Origin of the sequence: Campylobacter sp. RM9334 (genome assembly GCF_020138145.1) — a bacterium.
Taxonomy (GTDB): Bacteria; Campylobacterota; Campylobacteria; order Campylobacterales; family Campylobacteraceae; genus Campylobacter_E.
The window spans coordinates 65,619-87,240 of sequence record NZ_JACGAX010000003.1 but is presented as its reverse complement, the minus strand read 5'-3'; the positions used below and the strand labels follow the sequence as shown (position 1 = coordinate 87,240).

Here is a 21,622-nt window from a genome sequence, read left to right as displayed (position 1 = left end):
ATATAAAAACTAAATATTATATAGTATAAATCAAATGATAATATATGAAAGTTTATGCACAATTTTTTAATGATAATGGCAACGAATTTAGATTAAATACATTACTATGTTTTGGGACAAGTAGCGAATTGATAGGTAGTATTGTTATGTTAAACCCTGGCTCTGCAACACCTAATGATAATGTAGCTGATTTAGAAAAAATTAGTAATTTTTATAAAGATAAAAAACAAATAGACTTAGGTAACTGGAAATTTTTTTCTTCAGATAGCACAATGAGACAGGTTGAAAAAATGTTTAATGGCTCGTATATAGGCAAACCAAAAGAACTAAATGGAGTTATTCAAATATTTAATTTATTTAATCTAAAAAATCAAAATTTAAATCAAGCTATATATGATTTAAACACGATTAAAAGTAGGTTTTTATTTAGCGATGATATTGATTTTTACAACAAAAGTGTTTATTTTGGTTTTAGTCAAGCGATTTTTCGTAATGATGTGTTGTATAATAAAGCAAAAGATATTTTTACAAAAACTTCAAAAAGTCTTAAATCTATTTATAGTGATAATTTTGATGATAATTCATTTTATCATCCAGGGTATATAAACAGAGCTTATAAACGGGAAAATATACGAAATTTATTAATAAAATTTAATAAAAGTATTTAATTATTCTTAAATTTGTTAAAAATAAAATTAAAAACTATATCAAGTAAGTTTATCTTATGTATTTTCTAATATTAATATAATATTAATTATTAATATAAGTTTACTTAAATAAAAATTGTTTTATATTATATGGTTTAAAAAATAAAAAATATATTTTAGAATTGTCTAAATTTTAATACAAATTTTAAATAGGAATTTGTGTTTAAAAAGTCTTTAGATAAAACGACTAAAATAGCCCTAAAGGATAAATTATGGATTTTACACATTTACATTTACATACAGAATATTCGCTTTTAGATGGCGCAAATAAAATTGATGAATTAGCAAAAAGATTAAAAGAGTTAAATTTTAAATCTTGTGCAATAACTGATCACGGGGTTATGTTTGGAGCAATTCATTTTTATAAAAGTATGAAAAAGCACGGAATTAAGCCTATTATTGGATTTGAAGGCTATTTGCACGATGATGATGATTTAAGCAGCACTGCAACCAATCGCCGTTGGCATATATGTTTATTTGCTAAAAATCAAAAAGGCTATGAAAACCTTATGTATCTTACTTCAAGAGCTCATATAGATGGTTTTTATTATCGCCCTAGAATTAATAAAAAATTATTAAAAGAATATAGCGAAGGTATAATTTGTAGCTCTGCTTGTCTTGCAGGTGAGATTAATTGGCATTTAAATGATAAAGAAGTTCGTCGCAATGGAAAAACAAATGCTGATATGGGTGCTAAAGGCTATGAAGGTGCAAAAGCAGCCGCACTTTGGTATAAAGAAGTTTTTGGAGATGATTTTTATCTTGAAATTATGAGAATGGGTATAAATTCTCAATTAAATATAGATACAAATATACTTAAATTAGGAAGAGAATTAGGTATAAAAGTAATAGCTACAAACGATTCACATTATACTTATAAAGATAGGGCTCAAGCTCAAAATATCTTTATGGCAATTAGCACAGGAGATATTGTAGGGGTTGATCCTGAAAGTGATGAAGCCAAAAAAGACAATGGCTTAAGACATACAATGAGTGAAATCTATGTAAAAAGCGCTGAAGAAATGCACGAATTATTCCTTGATGTGCCTGAAGTTGTACAAAATACTCAAGAAATAGTTGATAAATGTAATTTAGAGCTAAACTTAGGAAACCCTACTCCACCAAATTTTAAATTCGCTCTTGAATATGCTGAAAAAATCGGCTTAGAATTACCTAGTCAAGATATATTTAGCTTTAGTAATGATGATGTATTGTTTGAAAGGCTTTGTTGGGATGGGCTTAATAAGCGTTTAGTATATATTGATGAGAGCAAACACGAAACCTATAAAGAGCGTTTAAGAACTGAAATAAACATTATTAAAAATATGCGTTTTAGTGGTTATATGCTAATCGTTCATGATTTTATAAAAGCTGCTAAGGATATGGGTATTCCTGTTGGACCTGGTAGAGGCTCTGCTGCAGGTTCATTGGTATCGTTTTGTTTAGAAATAACTGATTTAGACCCACTTCCTTACAATCTACTTTTTGAGCGTTTTTTAAATCCTGAGCGTGTATCTATGCCTGATATTGATGTGGATTTTTGTCAAAATAGGCGTGAAGAAGTAATTGATTATGTTGTAAAAAAATATGGTCGCTATAACGTAGCTCAAGTAATTACCTTTGGTAAATTACTTGCAAAAGGTGTTATTCGTGATGTTGCAAGGGTTTGTGATTTACGCATAAAAGATGCTGATACTTTAGCAAAATTAGTCCCTGATGAGCTAAAAATCACTCTAAAAGATGCTTACGAAAAAAACCCTGATATTAAGGCTTTCATTGAAGATTTAGACAATCGTGCAGAGTATAAAAATATAGTTTGCCACCCTGATGATGTAAGGGGCAAAAGCAAAATCGGAACTAGAGTTTGGGAGTATTCATTAGCACTTGAAGGACTTAATAGAAACGCAGGAATGCACGCTGCTGGAGTGGTAATTTCAAACGAAGAATTATGGAAAAAAACCCCATTATTTAAACAACCAAAATCAGACGCATTAGTAACTCAATATATGAAAGATTATCTTGAAGATGTTGATTTGATTAAGTTTGACTTTTTAGGACTTAAAACTTTAACCGTTATTGATAACGCTATAAAACTCATTAAAAAACGCCATAATATAGATATAGACTGGAACAAAATTGATGTAAATGATAAAGGCGTTTATGATTTAATTCAAACAGGAAATACTCTTGGGATTTTCCAAATAGAAAGCTCGGGAATGCAGGATTTAAATGCTAGGCTTAAGCCAACTTGCTTTGAAGACTTAATCGCTGTTTTAGCACTTTATCGTCCAGGGCCACTTGATAGTGGAATGGTTGATGATTTTATAGATATTAAGCACGGAAGAAAACCAGCTGTATATGCTTTCCCTGAATTAAAGCCTATTTTAGAGCCAACTTATGGAGTTATTGTATATCAAGAGCAAGTTATGCAAGTAGTTCAAACCATTGGTGGATTTAGCTTAGGTGGAGCTGATTTGGTTCGTCGTGCTATGGGTAAGAAAAAGCTTGAAGAAATGGTAAAATTAAAAGGAGAATATCTAGAAGGTGCTATAAAACAAGGCTTTGATGAGAAAAAGGCTGATGATTTATGGGAGCTTATCTTAAAATTTGCTGAATACGGCTTTAACAAATCTCACTCAGCAGCCTATGCTCTAGTAGCCTTTCAGACTGCTTATCTTAAAAAATATTATGAAACAGAATTTATGGCAGCATTACTAACTAGCGAAGAGGGAAAAGTTGAAAAAATTGAAAAATATAAAGATGAGCTAGATAGATTAGGAATAGAACTTTTACCACCTAATATAAACGATGGCACAAGGGAATTTAACGTTACTATGAAAGATGGAAAAGCTGCTATTGTCTATGGGCTTGGCTCAATTAAGAGCTTTGGAATTCCTAGTGCTGAAGGACTTGCAAAAGCTAGAGCAGATAAGCCATTTAGTGATATGAAAGACTTTATTGCAAGGGCTGATGCTGCTTATATGAATAAAAAAGGCTTAGAAGCTTTAGCTAAGACGGGTTGTTTTGAATGTATTGGGATTAATAGAAAAAGTGCTTTAAATGCAATTGATTATATTATTAATGAGTTTAAAGCAAAGAAAGAGCATGATAAAAGATTGCAAGAGAGTTTATTCTCTCAATTTGAAACAGAATATCATAGTAGTATTGATATTACAAACCAAGAAGAATTTAGCGTAGCAGAATTAGCCGAGTTTGATAAAGAATATTTAGGAATATATCTTGGCTCACACCCGCTAGATGAGTTTAAAAAAGAAATTAAATCAATTGAGCATTATAAAAGTAGTGATTTTGAGAATTTAGATGATGGGGAATATCAAGCATTTTGCTTAGGAATTATTGAAGAAGTTGATTTTAAACAAAGCAAAAGCGGTAAAAGCTATGCAAATATTAAAGCGCTTGATTATTATTCAAATTTTAATATTTTATGTTTTAACCCTGATTTAATAGATGTTTTAGCATCAAAATATAAAGCAATGAACCTAGCAGCTCAAGATGTAAAAACCAAAAAATCTCTTTACGCATTTATTTTAAATCTTAAAAGAGATAATGCAAAAAATACTTTATTTTTAAATAATTTAATAGAAGTAAATGCTAGTGAAATAGGTGTAAATACTGATGATAAAAACGCTCTTGGATATGAAGTGTTTAGTAAAAAGGGTGGTAAGAAAATTAAAGGTGATATTAAAAGATTTTCTCATCTAACTCAAAATATTGAATACTTAAAAAGTAGCGATTTTAATAAGGCTGATTATGGAGATTACAATGCTTTTTGCTTAGGAATAGTAACTGAAGCAGAATTTAAAGTAAGCAAAAAAAATAAAGCCTTTGCTAAGCTTAAAGTGGTTGATGAAGGTGGAGAATTTGATATTTTATGCTTTAATGATGAAGTGTATAAAAAGCTAGAAAATGAGTTTTTTAGTAAAGAAAAAGAAGAGAATTTATATGGATTTGAAGTTAGTTTAAGGGCTGATGAGAATGGAGTTGGGGTATTTATTGATGATTTTTTCTTAATTACTAACGAGCTTATAAAAGAGCCAAGTGAGAATAAAAACTCATTAGGTTATGTGGTATTTGAAAAACGAATAGCAAAACCAAGAAGGCAATATTCTAAAGAAAATAAAGAAGAATTCACGCAAAACCCAAAAGCCTTTGAAGGAGAATTCATACAAATTGATTTATTAAATATCAGTGCAGAGATTTTGCAAGAAATCACAAGATTGATTAAAGAAAATTTAAGTCAAAATGTAAGTGCAAAAGAAATAGTTTTAGAATTTTTAGATGATTCTTGCGTGAATAAGTATTCAAGAAGATTTGGTTTAAATAATGAAGCTATAGAAAAAATAAAGGAATTATCAAAAATTAGCTAAAAAATTGATATTTAAATTCTAGTGGATAAAGAATTTATAAAATAAATTATAAGACTTTATCCGCTAAATAATCTTTTAATTTTATAACTAACTTAGATAAAAGTAAAAGAATTTAAAACATAGATTTTTAATAAGTCCTTATTAAGTATGAAATGCTAGTTAAGTAACACAAAATAAGTTGTATAAAAATTTTAAAAAAGCTTTAGAATTAGGCTTTTGCTAGTATTTTTTAAAGTTAGATAAGACTTAAAGCTTTCAAAACTAAAATAGATTTTTCTTACAGATTTAAACTGATTAGCTAAGTGTAAGCTCTCATAAAGCAAACCAATTAGCTAAAACAAGTGTGCTTAAAACCTTTGCTTGTTATGATTTTTATAAAAAAAGCAATACGCAAAAATACCTAAAAGAATACGAAAATCAAATTCTAAACAAAATAATAAATGCTTAAAATAATAATTTAAAATGACAAATTAGTATAATTTACTTCCAAAAAAGGAGATATATTGAAAAAGTTATTGTGTTTTATACTTTTAAGCATTTGCATTATCGGTTGTTCTAAAACAAATATGCTAGAAAAAATCAAATGCGATCAAGATGATTACATTGCTTGCGTTCTCTTAGGTTCTAATTATAAAGATAATTATGGTTATCAAAAGGCTGCACAACTAGCTACAAAAGCTTGTAATGATGAAGATTTTGAAGCTTGCTATCATTTAGGAGTTTTATATGAAAACGCACAAGGAGTAGAGCAAGATTATACTAAAGCATTTAATCTTTATAAAAAATCTTGCGAAGGTGGTTTTATTTATAGTTGTAATAATTTAGCTGGTTTATATGTTAGCGGAAATGGCACAAAACAAGACTATGCAAAAGCAGTAAAGCTTTATACTAAAACTTGTAGTGATGAGTATGCTGTTAGCTGTTATAATTTGGGATTTTTATATAATGTTGGAGTGGGTGTAAAGCAAGATTATACAAAAGCAATTCAATTTTATACAAAAGCTTGCGATAAAAACTATGCGAGTGCTTGTAGTAATTTAGGAACTTTATACCAAAAAGGCGAAGGTGAAAAACAAGATTTTATTAAGGCTGTAATATTCTATCATAAAGCTTGTGAGAAAAATAATGCAATAGGTTGTATCAATTTAGGGTTTATGTATTTTAAAGGACAAGGTATAAAGCAAGATACTCAAATAGCTAAACATTTTTTCAACAAAGCTTGTGATTTAGGCAACAATATAGGTTGTGAGAATGCTATGCAACTTAAATAAATAGATTTAATTATTTTTAACTAAAAAATCTATATAAAAAATAGTGATTTAATGTAATTGCTATATATAAATTTAACTAAGTAAGAATATTTTTGCTTAGTTAAAAATAAAATTAGCTTTATAAAAAGTGTATTAAAAACACAAAAACATTTTTATTTGTAACGAGCATAAATAAATCAATTTTATTTTATGAAAAGCTTGGGTTTTGCATAGAGCAAAAATAAGAGATTAAAAAACTTTTTTCAATTAAAAATGTCTAGATAATGCTACAAGATATAAATAGGATTAAAGAAGAGTTTTCGTTTCTAGCAAATCTAAAGGCAGCTATGACACTAAAGAATTTGTAATGCGAGATTTTAATGATTATGTATATATAATTGCATAAAAAAATAATTAAATTTAAAGGAAAATTATGAAAGCAGCAGTTTTAAATAATTTTAAAAGTGATTTAGAAATAAAAGAAATTGATATTCCAAAAATAACAGATGATGAAGTTTTAATTAAAGTAACTTATGCAGCCGTAAATCCACTAGATAATCTTATAAAAGATGGCTAACTAAATATAATAACTCCTTATAAATTACCACTAATTTTAGGCAATGAATTAGTAGGAGTTATAACTAGCATAGGTAAAAATGTAAAAGAATTTAAAGTTGGGGATAGAGTTTATGCAATGTGTGAAAAAGCATTTGCTGAATATGTAGCGATAAATCATAAGTATATAGCAAAAGTGCCTGAATATTTAAAAGATGATGAAGCAGCTTGCGTGCCACTAGCCTCTTTAACATTTTTACAAGCTATTAAATTAATGAATGCTAAAAATGAAAACTCAATATTTATTTCTGGAGCTAGTGGGAGTTTTTAAAATCTTGCTTTGCCACTTGCAAAAGAGTTTAAAATATATGCTAGCGGAAATGCTAATTTTAAGCAAAAAGCCTTAGAATTAGGCGTTTGCGAGTATTTTACAAAAAGCGATGATTATACAAAAATTAAAGTAGATTTTGTAATAGATTGCATTGGTGGAAATGAAACTTTTAAGCAGTTTAAAATCCTAAATAAAGGCGGAAAGCTAGTATCTTTAAAGGGTATGCCTGATATGAAATTTGCTAAAAGCTTGAAGCTTTCAAAACTAAAGCAGATTTTATTTTATTTTGCAGGACTTAAGCTAAACAATGCAGCTAAAAAAGTAGGCTGTGAGTATCATTTTATGTTTGTTAATAAAAACGGCGAAGAGCTTAAGCAAATATCTTCTATGCTAGATAATATAAAATACCGCCCATCAGTCGGTGAGATTTTTAGCCTAAATGATATAAACCAAGCTTTAAAAAGTGTAAAAAATAACAATAAAATCGGTAAGGTTTTGATTAATTTCAATAATTAGAATGCTTATAAAATATCTTTCTAATTTAAATTCTAAGAATTTAAATTAGACTAATTATATTTATATTTTAGTTAAAAAACTCAGGGTGTTTGTCTTTTAATAAAGCCATAGTTTCTAAAATAAGCTCAAAATCATCTTCACTCTTAGCTTCATCAATTAGCTCAAGATAAGTAAATGCAGCCTTTTCTAGGCAATTTTTCTTAACTCCTGCATAATACAAAGCAGCTTTGTGCATTAAAGCAATCTCATACATTAAATCTTCAATTTCTTCATTTTTCATTAAATTTCTCCAAATAAGTTTTAGTTTGTTCGTAAATCTTAGAATATACACTACTATCTTTATAACTTGTAAATATCCCGCCACTAGCATTTGCGTGACCGCCACCATTAAAAGCCGTTTTTGCAAATAAGCTAACATCAATTTTATTATTAGCCCTAAGAGAGATTTTCTTGCCAGGATTAATTTCTAAAAAGAAATCATATTCAGGATTTTTGACTAAAAAATCATTTCCTATAACGCTAACATTTCCTATATCATAGACTAATAAGCCTTTTTTATCTTTATAATAAATCGTATAATCTTGCTTATTTTCGCTTAAAATCCTTACTAAATAATCGCTTATTAAATTACACAAAGTATCGTTTTTGTCATTTTTAAAAAACTCTTTTTTAATACTATGAGTTGCATCTTCTAAAGCAATATTTGGATTTTCAAGATGAAAATATTCTCTAGCTTTGTTTAATAAAAAGAACATATAAGCGTGATTTTGCTTAGCAAACATAGTTCTATTTATCTCCTTACTACTAGCAATTATTTGCATTAAGATTTTGCCTAATTCAAAATATTTGCTATCACTTAGCCAAATATCAATGCTATTTATAATATCTACCATTAGGCTTAGCTCTTTATTTTCTCCAAAAATTTTACTAAAAAAATCATAAGTAATCTTAGTAGCACACCTTGAACTATCTAAAAAATACCAAGGATATTTTTCCATACAAGCTTTGCCTGTTTGATGATGGTCAAGCAATAATAATTTTGCGTGATTTAGCCTTGCAACCCTAGAAGTAAATTCTTCGCAAACACTTTCAATAGGATTTACATCAGTTATTAAAATAAGAGCAAATTCATCAGGATTTGCTTCTACTTTTATCATAATTTCTTCAAATTTTTCTTCAATTTCTTTGCCATAATTAGAATTATAAAATTCACAATCCTTAAAATAATTAGCTACCACATATTGGCAACCATATCCATCTAAATCAGTGTGGCTTAGGTGATATATTTTCATTATTTTCCTTTCTAAATTGCTGCATCAACATTGCCTATATTATCAAAATCAGCGTTATTTGCAATCTCGCTATAAGCAAGAACAACAACTTGTTTTAATCCAAATCTTTCACAAATTTCTTTTATCTTTCTTCTAAGACTTGGTTCTACTAATAATATAAAAGTATTTGAATGCATATTATAATGCTCTTTTACTTTATCGCTAATTGCTGTATATAAAGTATGGGTTTGCTCTGTATTTATTGCTAGGGTTGTTGTGCCGTTCTTATTAGTTACTAGCATTTCCAATAAACGCCTATTCACTTGCATTGATAGTGCATAAAATTGTAGTTTGTTATTATCATCTAAATACATATTAGTAATTACTCTATTAAGACTAGCTCTTACATGATCTGTTATTGTATCAATATCTTGAGTATAAGGCACTAAATCAGATATTGTTTCTAATATACTTATCATATCTTTTATTGGAATTTGCTCTTTTAATAATTCTTTTAATACCTTTTGTATAAGACCTATTGAAGTGATTTTCAATACTTCTTCAACCAATACACTTTGAGTAAGCTTTAATCTATCTAATAAAGAATTTACTTCTTGCCTAGTTAAAAGTTCGGCTGCGTGTTCTTTAACCAATTCACTTAAATGCGTGCTAATTACTGCACCAGGATGAACCACTACATAACCACTCATTGTAGCCTTATTTTTTTCACTTGGGTCAATCCAAATAGCTTTTGAACCAAAAGCAGGTTCTATTACTTCTATTCCTTCTATTTCATCGGTTTCATCAAAACCATTATCAATTGCTAAAAATTTATCAGGATATATGATATTTTTTGCAATTGAAATTCCTTTAATTCTAAAATCATATTCATTAGGGTCTAACTGAATATTGTCAATTATTCTAATATCTTGCATTAAAAAGCCTAGATTTTTAGCTATTGTTTGACGCATTGTTGGAATTCTATCTATTAAATCACTTTCAGCAACTTTTACTAAAGAATATCCGATTTGTAATTCAAGCATTTCAAGATTTAAGCTTTCTTCATTTTTCTTTTTACGCTCTGCTGCAATTTCAGCTTCACTTTTTCTAGGTGGTGTTGTGCTTTGAGCTGGTGTTGCTCCACTTGTATTTGGTTGTTGAGCTGCTCCTTTTTGCTTTGGTTTAGGACTTAATAAATCTTCATCTTTAGTCTTCATAAGTAAAAAGCCAAGCCCACCAAATACAAAAGCCATAAAACCTAGTGAAATAGTAGGAAGACCAGGAACTAAAGCAAATACGAACAAAATAAACCCAACTATAAATAAAGTTTTATAATCTCCAAATAATTGCTCTAAAGATTTTTCAGCAAATGGTTTTTCTTCTTTGCTTGCACGAGTAATAATTATAGCTGTTGCTGTTGAAGTGATTAATCCTGGGATTTGAGATACAAGTCCATCTCCTATAGTTAAAATAGTATAACTAGAAGCAGCAGCATTTAATTCTAAATCGTGCTGAAACATACCTATTAAAAGTCCGCCAACTATATTAATAATAGTGATGATTATACCTGCAACTGCATCACCTTTAATAAATTTAGAAGAACCATCCATAGCTCCATAAAAGTTCGCTTCGCCTATTATTTCTTGACGCCTTTCTCTAGCTTGCTCTTCAGTAATAAGCCCTGCATTTAAATCAGCATCAATTGCCATTTGTTTTCCTGGCATTGCATCTAGCGTAAATCTAGCTTGAACTTCACTAACACGAGTTGAACCCTTTGTAACAACCATAAAATTAATTAATACTAAGATACAAAATACAACAACCCCTATTACATAATTTCCGCCTACAACAAATTCTCCAAAACTAGCAATTATATCACTAACCGCAGCAGGACCTTCATGCCCTTTGCTTAAAATCATTCTAGTGGTTGCGATATTAAGGCTTAGTCTAAAAAGAGTAATTATTAAAATTAATGTTGGAAAAGTAGTCAAATCAGTCGGTTTTGGAATATACATAGCTATTAAAATCATCAAAACCGATATAGCAATACTAAGTGCTAAGCAAAAATCAAGTATTCCAGATGGTAAAGGAACGATAATAATTGCTAAAATAGCAACTATTAAACCTACCATAGAAAGACTTTTAAATTTTACAAGTGGCTCTAAATAAGGAGCTACTAGGCTTAGCATAGTATTTTTTTGTTTTGCCATTATTTTAAAATCTGCTCTAAGGTAATATCAGTTAAAAAAGAATTTATTTTATCTTGTAAGTTGGTAATTATAGGATATATTTTACAAGTATCGTGCCTATTACTAGGACACTTATCATCTCCTGTGCATTCAAAAACTAAAGGCTCTTTTTTTTCAGCAGATATTATGACATCTTTTATATTTATTAAATTTGGTTCTTTTGCCAGAATAAAACCACCATTAATACCTTTATAAGATTTTAAAATATGCGCTCTTGCTAAATTTTGTAATATTTTTGCTAAAAAGCTTCTTGGTATATTTAATTCACTTGCTAAAGTATCTACATCTATTGGACTTTTATGTTTTGCAATGTAAATTAAACTAATTAAAGCATATTCACTAGCTCTTGTAAATAACATTGTTTTCCTTAAAATATTTTTATTTAAATCTTAACTTTTTTTATTTAATACATAGACTAAGCAATAATCATTCTTGATTAGGAGTTTAAAAAATATTTATTTTATACTAAAATTAAAAAGGAATTTAAACTCAAAAAATGAGTTTAAATTCTTAAAAATTATAAAGAATACACGCTTAATGATATTTCTTCTAAAGCCTTTAAATAAGCTTTTGCAATATCAAGATTTGTAAAGCTTGCAACCTTACTCTCACTTGCTGCGCGTCTTATTTTAAATCCATCACTAAGGCTATTTTTTGCATCTCTTGGGGTATTAATTACTAATGTAATTTCTCCATTAACAATTTTTGAAATTATGTCATCTTCATCGCCTAATTTATTAACGCTAATTGCATTAATTCCATGATTATTAAAATAAATTGCTGTATTTTTAGTAGCTAAGATTTTATAACCTAAGTTCATAAATCCACGAGCAAGCTCAAGTGAATCAGCCTTATTTTTATCATCAATACTAAATAATACTCCGCCAAATTCTTCTATTCTAACGCCACTTGCAACAAGACCTTTATAAAGTGCTTTGTTTGCACTTGTGCTAGTTCCCATAACTTCTCCAGTGCTTTTCATCTCAGGCCCTAAAACTGTATCCACTAAAGATAATTTTGAGAAGCTAAATACAGGAACTTTTACATAATACATTCCTTGTATTTCTTCAAATTCTTTAGTAATTCCTTGCTCTTTTAGGCTTATTCCTAAAGCAGCTTTTAAAGCTATATTTGCTAGGTTTTTATTAATTACTTTACTTAAAAACGGCAATGTTCTTGAAGCTCTTGGATTTACTTCTAATACATAAAGCTTGTTTTCAAAATATACAAATTGTATATTTAAAAGCCCTTTAATCTTTAAAGCAAGTGCAAGTTTTTTAGTGTAATTAATAATTTCTTCTTTTACCTCATCACTTATACTAACGCTTGGAGTTATTGCTGTGCTATCTCCACTATGCACACCTGCTCTTTCAATATGCTCTAAAATACTTGGTATATAAACATTTTCTCCATCACAAATAGCATCTACTTCAAGCTCTTTTCCGCATAAATATTTATCAATTAATATAGGTTTATCAAGGCTTACTTCTGTTGCTTCTTGCATATATTTTTTAAGTTCTTCATCGTTAAATACAACTTGCATAGCTCTACCACCTAAAACAAACGATGGACGAACTAATACAGGATAGCCTATTAAATTAGCATTTTTGATAGCTTCATCAACACTAATTGCAGTAATTCCTTTAGGCTGATTTAAGCCTAAATCACTCATTAATTTTTCAAATAATTTTCTATCTTCAGCAGTATTTATGCTATCTAAACTTGTGCCTAAAATCTTAACTCCATTTGCTTCTAAAAACTCGGCTAAATTAATAGCAGTTTGACCACCAAAACTAACAATTACTCCTAAAGGTTTTTCAATATTAATAATTTCTAAAACTTCTTCATTGCTTAAAGGCTCAAAATAAAGCTTATTAGCTACGCTATAATCAGTTGATAATGTTTCAGGATTGTTATTAATTATTATTGCTTCATAGCCCATTTCTTTAATAGCCCAAATAGCATGCACGCTAGAATAATCAAACTCAATTCCTTGACCAATTCTAATAGGGCCACTTCCTAAAACTATGATTTTTTGCTTATTGCTAATTTCATTTGTGTCTTTAAATTCTTTATTATAAGTTGAATAAAAACTTGGAATTAGATTTTTATAATCCATCGGCTGAACGCATTTATAAATAGGTCTTATATTATTTTTAGCTCTTAGTTCATACACTTCTTTTTGCTTGCATTCCCAACGATGTGCGATAATTTTATCAGCTAGTCCTATTTGCTTAGCTTTTGTAAGTGCTTGAATATCAAATTTTTTCTCTTTTAATTCGTGTTCTGTATCAATGATTTGCTTAAATGTGTCTATAAATAATCTTTGCATTTTAGTAAGATTCATAATCTCATCAACACTAATTCCACGCCTTAAAGCTTCTCCTATGAAAAATATTCTTTCATCTCCAGCTTTAATTAAACGCTTTTTGATTTTTTCATCTGTGTATGTTTCGCCGTTTTTAAGACCTAGATGACAAATTCCATATTCAAGTGATTTAATAGCTTTTAAAATACTTTCAGCTAGGCTAGTTCCTAAGCCCATTACTTCACCCGTTGCTTTCATTTGAGTGCCTAGATAACGATTAGCATCTTTAAACTTATCAAATGCAAATCTAGGAGCTTTAGTAACTATATAATCAAGATTTGGTTTATACTCAAGATAGCTTAAACCACTTGCTTCATTTTTAATCTCATCTAAAGTTTTGCCTATTGCGATTTTTGCTGCGATTTTTGCTATAGGAAATGAAGTTGCTTTACTAGCTAAAGCACTTGAGCGTGAAACTCTAGGATTTACTTCAATAATAAAATATTCTTTTGTAATTGGGTTTAAAGCTATTTGAACATTACAACCACCTTCAATTTTTAATGCTCTTATTAATTTAATAGCAACATCTATCATTTGTTGTTTGATTTTTGGCTCAAGTGTTTGAGTTGGTGCAACAACCAATGAATCACCTGTATGAATTCCAACAGGGTCAATATTTTCCATATCGCAAATTAATATAGCATTATCAGCTCTATCTCTTATAACTTCATATTCAAGTTCTATAAATCCTGCTATTGATTTTTCAATTAAACATTGTCTAGTAGGAGAATAAATTAAGCCTTCGCTAGTTATTTTTTTAAGTTCAGCTTCATTTTCACAAATTCCGCCGCCAGTTCCACCCATAGTAAATGCTGGACGAACAACAACAGGATAACCACATTCATTAGCAAAAGAAATTGCACTCTTTGTATTATTTACAATAACACTTGGTGGAACAGGTTCATTTAATTCATTCATTAATGCCCTAAATAATTCTCTATCTTCAGCCTTATTAATAGTATCTAAGCTAGAACCTAATACTTTTATATTATATTCTTTTAAAATCCCTGCTTTATCTAATTCTATTGCCATATTTAAAGCAACTTGTCCGCCTAAGGTAGCCAAGATTGCATCAGGGCGAGTTTTTTTAATAACCTTTGTTACAAATTCTAAAGTAATTGGCTCTATATAAATCTCATCAGCAATATTTTTATCAGTCATAATAGTAGCTGGGTTTGAATTGATTAATATTACATATTTACCTTCTTCTTTAAGCGATAAACAAGCTTGAGTTCCTGCATAATCAAACTCTGCTGCTTGACCAATTATAATAGGACCACTTCCTATAACTAAAATTTTATTTACATCTTGCATTTTATTCTCCTTTAAAAATAATTTTTCCATCACAAATTGTAAGCTCTACTTTTGAGCTTAATACACTTCCTAAATAAGGCGTATTCTTGCCTAAACTAACGATTTCATCTTCTTTTAATTCCCAAGTTTTATCTAAATCAATTACTACAATATCAGCTATCGAACCAACTTTAAGCTCCCCTGCATTTTCTAAATTAAATATTTTTTTAGGATTAGTGCTAAAAGCGTTTAGAATTGTCTCAAGTTTTACTAAATTAGTTTTTACTAATTTTGTATAAAGCAATGAAAACGCAAACTCACTTCCTATAATTCCAAAATAAGCCTTATTAAATCCACCTTGCTTTTCGTCTTTTGAATGTGGTGCATGATCTGTTGCTATTACTTCAATTATGCCTTCATTTAAAGCATTTATTAAATAATCTCTATCAGCTTTGCTTCTTAAAGGCGGGTTCATCTTCCACATTCCATTATCTTCTTTAATATCTTCATCACAAGAAATTAAATGATGTGGAGTTACTTCACAACTTATATTTACTCCAAGTTTTTTGCCAAACTCAACCATCGCAACACTTTCTTTAGCACTTATATGGCATACATGATAATTTGAATTGCATTCTTTACAAAGCAGCATATCTCTTGCAACTTGCACGCTCTCGCTTGAACTTGAAATTCCTTTAATTCCTAATTTTTTAGACTGAACTCCATCGTGCATATGACCGCCTTCAACTAGGTCTAAATCTTCGCAATGTGCAATTACATATTTATTTAATTTCGCACATTCTTTCATTGCGTCTTTCATAATTTTTGCATTTGCAACACCTCTTCCATCATCGCTAAACGCAAAAACAAAAGGAGCTAATTGGCTAAAATTAACTAAGCTTTGACCTTTTTCTTCCATAGTAATAGCTCCATAAGGAAGAACTTTCATACAAGAATCTTTTTGAATTAAATCTAATTCAAGTTTTAAATTCTCTAAAGTATCAGGCACAGGTTTTAGATTTGGCATAGCACAAGCTGTAGTAATTCCACCTTTTGCATTCGCCATTGAGCCTGTTTTTATGCTCTCTTTGTGTGAATATCCTGGCTCTCTTAAATGCTGATGAATATCAACAAAACCCGCACTAACAAGCTTACCTTTAACATCAATTATTTCTCCACTATAATCAATATTAGGAGCTATTTTTACTATTTTTTTACCTTCAATTAAAATATCAGTTTTAACAAATTTATTATCTATAAATGCATTACAATTTTTAAGAAGCATTTTAAATCCTTTCATATACATAATCAAGTATTGCCATTCTAGCAAATACACCATTACTCATTTGGGTAAAAATCTTTGATTTTTCACATTCAACCAAACAACTATCAATCTCTACTCCACGATTAATTGGGGCTGGATGCATTATGATTGCATCATTTTTTAATCTTTTATAATTATTAGTTGTAAGTGCAAAAGATTTTCTATATTTTTCTAAATCTAATTCGTTTTTATCGTGTCTTTCGTGTTGAATGCGTAAAAGCATACAAACATCAACCTCATCTATAATTTCATCTAATTTATAGTATTCATTATAAGAATTATCTTGATAAATAGGAGGTGCAGCTAAAAATACTTTAGCTCCAAGTCTTTCAAGCGCATCTTTATTTGATTTTGCTACACGAGAATTTTTTATATCTCCAACTATTGCTATTTTTAAACCATTAAAAGTATTAAAATGCTCATAAATCGTTACTAAATCAAGCAAACATTGAGATGGGTGTGCTCCACTTCCATCACCTGCATTAACCACTTTAGCATTCAGTCCTACTAAATCATCAAAATAATTATTTTGTTTATGTCTAATTACTAAAACGCTAGTTCCAAGACTTTCAAAAGTCTTACAAGTATCATATAAACTCTCGCCTTTATTTACACTTGAACTACTAGCAGAAAAATTAAGCACTCTAAAGCCAAGCTTAAGCTCAGCAACTTCAAAACTTGTCCTTGTTCTTGTAGAATCTTCAAAAAATAAATTAGCTATGATTTGATTTTCATAATTTTTAAAAAAGCCATCGTGTTGTTTGTAATACAAAGCTTTTTTTATAAGCGTATAAAAATCATCATTGCTAAGATTTTTAGTTGTTAAATAATCACGCATTGTCCTTCTCCCACGAGAGTAAGGCCTAACCGCCATTAGAAAACAATTTTAAATAAAGGGGATTGTATAAGCGAAGTTCAAAAAAATCTGTAAATAATAATATTTTAAACTTAAAATAAAATTAATTTTTATAAATTTTAGTAAAAATATATTTTAGGAATTTAAATTCCTAAAATATTTAATTCTCTCTAAAGAATTTTTGTGCCATTTGATTGGCTTTTGCTTTATCACGACCTTTTTTAAAGCTTTTATAAATTCCACTTACATAGTTTTCAAAAGTTTCTTGAGAATCAAGAGCCTTTTCATCTTTTTCTATCTTGGTATAAATTCCATTTTCATCAAGCGTGTAAGCTAATTGATTATCACTTAATTGAAGTCTTAAAATCTCTGCTAATTTAGCGTGCAAACTCTCATTTAATATAGGTGTCATTAGTTCAAGCCTACGCTCAAGATTTCTTGGCATCATATCAGCACTGCTTATATAATATTGCGGAGTTGCGTGTTTAAAATAAAAAATCCTAGCGTGTTCAAGATATTTTCCAACTATACTTCTTACTCTTATATTTTCGCTAAATCCTTTAAGATTTGGTTTAAGACAGCAAATCCCACGAACTATTAAATCAATGCTTACACCTTTGTTTGACGCTTCATAAAGTGCTTTTATAATGTCTTCATCAACAAGCGAGTTCATCTTCATAATAATTTCGCCCTTTTTACCTGCTAGGCTTTCAGTTTTTATCATTTTTAAAATCTGCTCTTTTATCTGAAATGGGCTCATTGATAGAGTTTTTAAGCGTTTATTTTTGCAATAGCCTGTAAGTATGTTAAAAAACGCTGTAATATCAGTATTTGCTATATCAAAATTAGATGTAAAAAAGCTAATATCAGTATATACTTTAGCAGTAGCGGCGTTATAATTACCCGTGCCTAAATGTGCGTAAAATTTAAGCGTGCCATCGTCTAATTGGCGAATTACTTGAGTAATTTTTGCATGCACTTTAAACCCTGCTATTCCATATACTACATGAGCTCCTGCGTTTTCTAATTCTTTTGCCCAATAAAGGTTATTTTCTTCATCAAAACGAGCCTTTAATTCAACCATAACCGTAACTTGCTTTCCATCATTAGCTGCGTCCATTAAAGCCTTAATAATTTGCGAGTTTTTTTCTAAGCGATATAGGGTCATTCTAATTGATATTACTTTTGAATCCTTACTAGCTTCTTTGATAAAACTTGCAACTGGGTCAAAACTCTCATAAGGCTGATAGCATAAAATATCTTGCTTATCAATTACTTCAAATACACTTACATTCTCATCAAATGGTGGCAAAATCTTAGGCACATAAGAAGCATTGCATAAATGACTTAATTGCTTATTATTTACGATTTGTAGCATTGATGATAGGGCTAATGGGGTTTTGTATTCGTAAATATCTTTATTAAATACTTTTAAATGTATGCTTAAAAAGTTTTTAATCTCTTCGCTAGCACCACTTTCAATTTGAATTCTAACATAAGCACCTTTTCTTCTAAGTTTTAAGCCTTGCTCAAGTAGCATCATAAAATCATCTGCTTCTTCTTCCTCAATTATAATATCAGCATTCCTAGTTACTCTAAAAGCTGCACTTTCTACCATAGTAAAACCTGGGAAAATATCTTCTAAATGCTCTTTTACCACGCTTTCAATAGGAACAAAAAGCCCCCTATCAGCTTCAAAAAATCTAGGCAATACTCTAGGAATTCTAACCATAGCGAATTTATCGTGCTTTTCATCTTCGCTTTTTAACTTAACAGCTAGTGAGAAAGATAGATTATTAAGTGGCGGAAATGGGTGCGTTGAATCTACTGCAATAGGAACAATTACTGGCATTATGGTGCTAAAGAAATATTCTTTAGCTTTGCCTTTTTGATTTCTTGTTAAATCATTATAAGTTTTAAGCTCCACACCCACTTTTGCTAATTCGCTCATTATAGAAAAATAATTTTGTTCTAAAGTGTCTTTTTCTGCGTGTAAATATTCACGAATAGCGTTTAATTGCTCTAATGGTGGTAGTTCATTTTGTGGCACTACTCCTGCTGCAAAAAGTTGCTTAAGTCCAGCAACTCTAATCATATAAAACTCATCTAAATTCGTGCAATATATACTAATAAATCTTAATTTTTCTAATAAGGGTATTTTTTTATTGCACTGATCAAGCACCCTTGAATTAAACTTAAGCCACGATAATTCTCTATTAAAAACCAATTCCTTCTTCATTAATTATCCTTAATTTATAAAACCACTTGCTACTACTAAATCACCTTGATAAAATACTGCTAATTGTCCTTTTGCTAAAGCATATACGCTTTCTTCTAATAAAACCTTTTTTTCATTTTTTAGCAATTTACAAGGCACTTCTTTAGTGTTATATCTGATTTTTACCTTACAATCAATCTCATCAAAATCACAAAAAGCATTTACATTTTTTAATTGAAATTCTTTTACAAATAATTCTTCTTTTGAACCTACTATTATTACATTTTCTTTCGCATCAATTTCTAATACATAATGTGGAGTTAATGCACCTTTTACACTAAAACCACGCCTTTTACCGATAGTATAATGCATATAGCCTTCGTGCTCTCCTACAACTTCGCCCTTAGTATTTTTTACTAAGCCTTTTTGATTAACTTTTACATAATCTTTTAAAATATCGGTGTAATTTGTGGTTACAAAACATATTTCAGAGCTTTCTTTTTGTTCGCTGATTGATTTTAACATAGGGATTTTTAGTGCTTGTTCTTTTATGTCTTTTTTAAATTTATCCCCTAGTGGAAAAAGCACATCATTTAAACTTTCTTTATTTACATTTGCTAGAAAATATGTTTGGTCTTTGCTTAAATCTACGGCTTTTTTAAGCATATTGTTTTCTATTTGAGCGTAATGTCCTGTCGCTAACTTTGCATTTTTGCTTTTAGCATAGTCTAATAATGCTCCTAGTTTTATTTTTTGATTGCATAAAGCACAAGGATTTGGAGTAAGTCCATCTTCATAAGTCTTAATAAATGGATTAAAAACTGCTTTGCTAAATTCATCAGTAAAATCAATAATATCATAAGAAATTCCTAAAAAATCAGCCACTCTTTGTCCATTTTCTATATTTTTTTCGTGATAGTTTAAACGATTGTGTAATTTCATATAAACACCACTTACATTAAAACCTTTTTCTTTAAGCATAAGAGCTGTATAAGAGCTATCAACCCCACCACTCATTGCTAAAACTACATTCATATAATTTCCTTTCCATCTAAATACATATTTTTTATTTTATTCGTTCTTAAAATTATTTGAGCTAATACATTATCCTTATCATAGCCAAAATCATCTAGTAAGATAAAATCTGCCTTAGCACCATTACTTAAAGGCTTTAAGCCATTTAAAAATAAATGAGAATTATCAAAACAAGCCGCCTTATAAATTATGTAAGCTAATTCGTTTAATTCAAATTCGTTATGAGTAAATATAAAAGCTCTTAGCTCATCAAACATATTTAAACTATTATTTGAGCTAAGCCCATCTGTGCCTATGCTAAGATTTAAATCATTTGCTAAAAGATTTTTAAGCTTAATTGCACGAGAGCCTAAAAATCTATTTGATTTAGGACAAGTCATAATTATATGATGAGATTTAAAAATACTAAAATCATCAACATAATTACAATGAGTAAAAATAGCTCTTAAATCATCAAATCCACTTAAAAAATCCTTAGTAATTAAACTAGGATTAAATCTAGCTAAATAATTGCTTAAAGCGTTACTTTTGCCTTGCAAATACTCCTTTTCATAAGCACTTTCTAAAAAATGTGTGCTGATTAATAAATCATTTTTCTTAGCAAAATTAAGTGCGTATTCATAAGTCTTATCACAAATTGAATAAGGACTATGCAATGATATATGATTATTAAGGTTTGAAAATCTTGAAAATCTCTCTTCAAAACTCTTAATATTATTTTTTAAAGTTTCATCATTAGCACCTAAAATCTCGTGAAAAATAATGCTTTTTATCTTGCTATTTGATAGGATTTCTAGGTTCGCTCCAAAACTTGAAATTTCGCCTAGATACCCTACCCCGCTTTGCATTAGAATTTCAATTTGTCTATTAATCTCTTTACTTAATAAATCTTTATTTATCGCTTCACGATTTTTGATAATGCTCTCAAGCCATTTTGCAAAATCTCCATAATAAAGCTTAGATAGACAAAACTCTAAATGTGAATGCAAATTACATAATACTGGGCTTAAAATATATTCGCTTTTATCAATTATTTGAGCGTTTTTGTATTCACTTAAAGCCTTGTTAAAATCACATATTTTAATAATCTCTTCATCAAATACTAAAGCTTTATTAGTTTGTAAAAATTCATCTTGGCTAAAGTCTAAAATAGCCTTAGTTTTCATAATTTTAATCATTTTTTTCCTTTATGAAATATTACGAAACTTTTTTTAATAAATGTTGTTAAAAATAGCAAATCGGATAATAAAAATCCTTTTTA

Annotated in this window: 16 protein-coding genes; 6 read left to right on the top strand and 10 right to left on the bottom strand. The window is 29.2% G+C overall.

Annotation, left to right across the window (positions count from 1 at the left end; all coding sequences use genetic code 11):
- The first annotated feature begins 44 nt into the window (after positions 1-44).
- The 6 genes from AVBRAN9334_RS02265 to AVBRAN9334_RS02240 all read left to right on the top strand — a co-directional run bounded on the left by AVBRAN9334_RS02265 (position 45) and on the right by AVBRAN9334_RS02240 (position 7,747).
- Entirely contained in the window at positions 45-668 is a 624-nt protein-coding gene (locus AVBRAN9334_RS02265; RefSeq protein ID WP_336606907.1) for a hypothetical protein, read from the top strand.
- 248 nt (positions 669-916) lie between these two features.
- A complete protein-coding gene (gene dnaE, locus AVBRAN9334_RS02260) occupies positions 917-5,095 on the top strand; it encodes a DNA polymerase III subunit alpha (protein WP_442862416.1) in 4,179 nt (1,392 codons plus the stop codon).
- Positions 5,096-5,598: 503 nt separating this feature from the next.
- Complete coding sequence (locus AVBRAN9334_RS02255) at positions 5,599-6,366, top strand: tetratricopeptide repeat protein (protein WP_336606906.1); 768 nt, start codon at positions 5,599-5,601, stop codon at positions 6,364-6,366.
- A gap of 412 nt (positions 6,367-6,778) precedes the next feature.
- Positions 6,779-6,922: a hypothetical protein gene (locus tag AVBRAN9334_RS02250; protein WP_336606905.1), complete on the top strand. Its 144-nt coding sequence runs from the start codon at positions 6,779-6,781 to the stop codon at positions 6,920-6,922.
- Positions 6,923-6,928: 6 nt separating this feature from the next.
- Positions 6,929-7,231: an alcohol dehydrogenase catalytic domain-containing protein gene (locus AVBRAN9334_RS10170; RefSeq protein ID WP_442862415.1), complete on the top strand. Its 303-nt coding sequence runs from the start codon at positions 6,929-6,931 to the stop codon at positions 7,229-7,231.
- 9 nt (positions 7,232-7,240) lie between these two features.
- Positions 7,241-7,747: a zinc-binding dehydrogenase gene (locus tag AVBRAN9334_RS02240; protein WP_336606903.1), complete on the top strand. Its 507-nt coding sequence runs from the start codon at positions 7,241-7,243 to the stop codon at positions 7,745-7,747.
- A gap of 67 nt (positions 7,748-7,814) precedes the next feature.
- Here AVBRAN9334_RS02240 and AVBRAN9334_RS02235 read toward each other — a convergent pair whose 3' ends face one another.
- The 10 genes from AVBRAN9334_RS02235 to mqnF form a co-directional block, all read right to left on the bottom strand.
- A complete protein-coding gene (locus AVBRAN9334_RS02235; protein ID WP_214116664.1) occupies positions 7,815-8,027 on the bottom strand; it encodes a hypothetical protein in 213 nt (70 codons plus the stop codon).
- Positions 8,017-9,039, bottom strand: coding sequence for a DHH family phosphoesterase (locus AVBRAN9334_RS02230; RefSeq protein WP_214116662.1), 1,023 nt, complete (start codon positions 9,037-9,039; stop codon positions 8,017-8,019). The genes AVBRAN9334_RS02235 and AVBRAN9334_RS02230 overlap by 11 nt, the downstream gene beginning before the upstream one ends.
- Positions 9,040-9,050: 11 nt before the next feature.
- Positions 9,051-11,228, bottom strand: coding sequence for a flagellar biosynthesis protein FlhA (gene flhA / locus AVBRAN9334_RS02225; RefSeq protein WP_336606902.1), 2,178 nt, complete (start codon positions 11,226-11,228; stop codon positions 9,051-9,053).
- On the bottom strand, positions 11,228-11,626 hold the full coding sequence (locus tag AVBRAN9334_RS02220) for an Rrf2 family transcriptional regulator (protein ID WP_214116657.1): 399 nt from the start codon (positions 11,624-11,626) through the stop codon (positions 11,228-11,230). The genes flhA and AVBRAN9334_RS02220 overlap by 1 nt, the downstream gene beginning before the upstream one ends.
- Positions 11,627-11,784: 158 nt before the next feature.
- The gene (carB, locus tag AVBRAN9334_RS02215; RefSeq protein WP_336606901.1) at positions 11,785-14,949 is read right to left on the bottom strand and encodes a carbamoyl-phosphate synthase large subunit; all 3,165 of its coding nucleotides are present in this window, start codon (positions 14,947-14,949) and stop codon (positions 11,785-11,787) included.
- A gap of 1 nt (position 14,950) precedes the next feature.
- Positions 14,951-16,213, bottom strand: coding sequence for a dihydroorotase (locus AVBRAN9334_RS02210; protein ID WP_214149730.1), 1,263 nt, complete (start codon positions 16,211-16,213; stop codon positions 14,951-14,953).
- A 1-nt stretch (position 16,214) separates the two neighbouring features.
- Positions 16,215-17,090, bottom strand: a complete 876-nt coding sequence (locus AVBRAN9334_RS02205; protein WP_214120028.1) for an aspartate carbamoyltransferase catalytic subunit — start codon at positions 17,088-17,090, stop codon at positions 16,215-16,217.
- 178 nt (positions 17,091-17,268) lie between these two features.
- Positions 17,269-19,347, bottom strand: a complete 2,079-nt coding sequence (locus AVBRAN9334_RS02200; RefSeq protein WP_214149729.1) for an RNA degradosome polyphosphate kinase — start codon at positions 19,345-19,347, stop codon at positions 17,269-17,271.
- Positions 19,348-19,356: 9 nt separating this feature from the next.
- Positions 19,357-20,361, bottom strand: coding sequence for a tRNA 2-thiouridine(34) synthase MnmA (gene mnmA, locus AVBRAN9334_RS02195; protein ID WP_214149728.1), 1,005 nt, complete (start codon positions 20,359-20,361; stop codon positions 19,357-19,359).
- A complete protein-coding gene (mqnF, locus tag AVBRAN9334_RS02190) occupies positions 20,358-21,539 on the bottom strand; it encodes an aminofutalosine deaminase family hydrolase (RefSeq protein WP_336606900.1) in 1,182 nt (393 codons plus the stop codon). Before mqnF ends, mnmA begins: the two co-directional genes overlap by 4 nt.
- Positions 21,540-21,622: the final 83 nt, after the last annotated feature.

What these genes read in the sequence shown, in the direction of transcription:
- AVBRAN9334_RS02200 (WP_214149729.1), bottom strand. Translation starts at nt 19,347, where the DNA reads ATGAAGAAGGAATTGGTTTTTAATAGAGAATTATCGTGGCTTAAGTTT.
- carB (WP_336606901.1), bottom strand. Translation starts at nt 14,949, where the DNA reads ATGCAAGATGTAAATAAAATTTTAGTTATAGGAAGTGGTCCTATTATA.
- AVBRAN9334_RS02230 (WP_214116662.1), bottom strand. Translation starts at nt 9,039, where the DNA reads ATGAAAATATATCACCTAAGCCACACTGATTTAGATGGATATGGTTGC.
- AVBRAN9334_RS02220 (WP_214116657.1), bottom strand. Translation starts at nt 11,626, where the DNA reads ATGTTATTTACAAGAGCTAGTGAATATGCTTTAATTAGTTTAATTTAC.
- mqnF (WP_336606900.1), bottom strand. Translation starts at nt 21,539, where the DNA reads ATGATTAAAATTATGAAAACTAAGGCTATTTTAGACTTTAGCCAAGAT.
- AVBRAN9334_RS02210 (WP_214149730.1), bottom strand. Translation starts at nt 16,213, where the DNA reads ATGCTTCTTAAAAATTGTAATGCATTTATAGATAATAAATTTGTTAAA.
- flhA (WP_336606902.1), bottom strand. Translation starts at nt 11,228, where the DNA reads ATGGCAAAACAAAAAAATACTATGCTAAGCCTAGTAGCTCCTTATTTA.
- mnmA (WP_214149728.1), bottom strand. Translation starts at nt 20,361, where the DNA reads ATGAATGTAGTTTTAGCAATGAGTGGTGGGGTTGATAGCTCTTATACA.
- AVBRAN9334_RS02235 (WP_214116664.1), bottom strand. Translation starts at nt 8,027, where the DNA reads ATGAAAAATGAAGAAATTGAAGATTTAATGTATGAGATTGCTTTAATG.
- AVBRAN9334_RS02265 (WP_336606907.1), top strand. Translation starts at nt 45, where the DNA reads ATGAAAGTTTATGCACAATTTTTTAATGATAATGGCAACGAATTTAGA.
- AVBRAN9334_RS02250 (WP_336606905.1), top strand. Translation starts at nt 6,779, where the DNA reads ATGAAAGCAGCAGTTTTAAATAATTTTAAAAGTGATTTAGAAATAAAA.
- AVBRAN9334_RS02205 (WP_214120028.1), bottom strand. Translation starts at nt 17,090, where the DNA reads ATGCGTGATTATTTAACAACTAAAAATCTTAGCAATGATGATTTTTAT.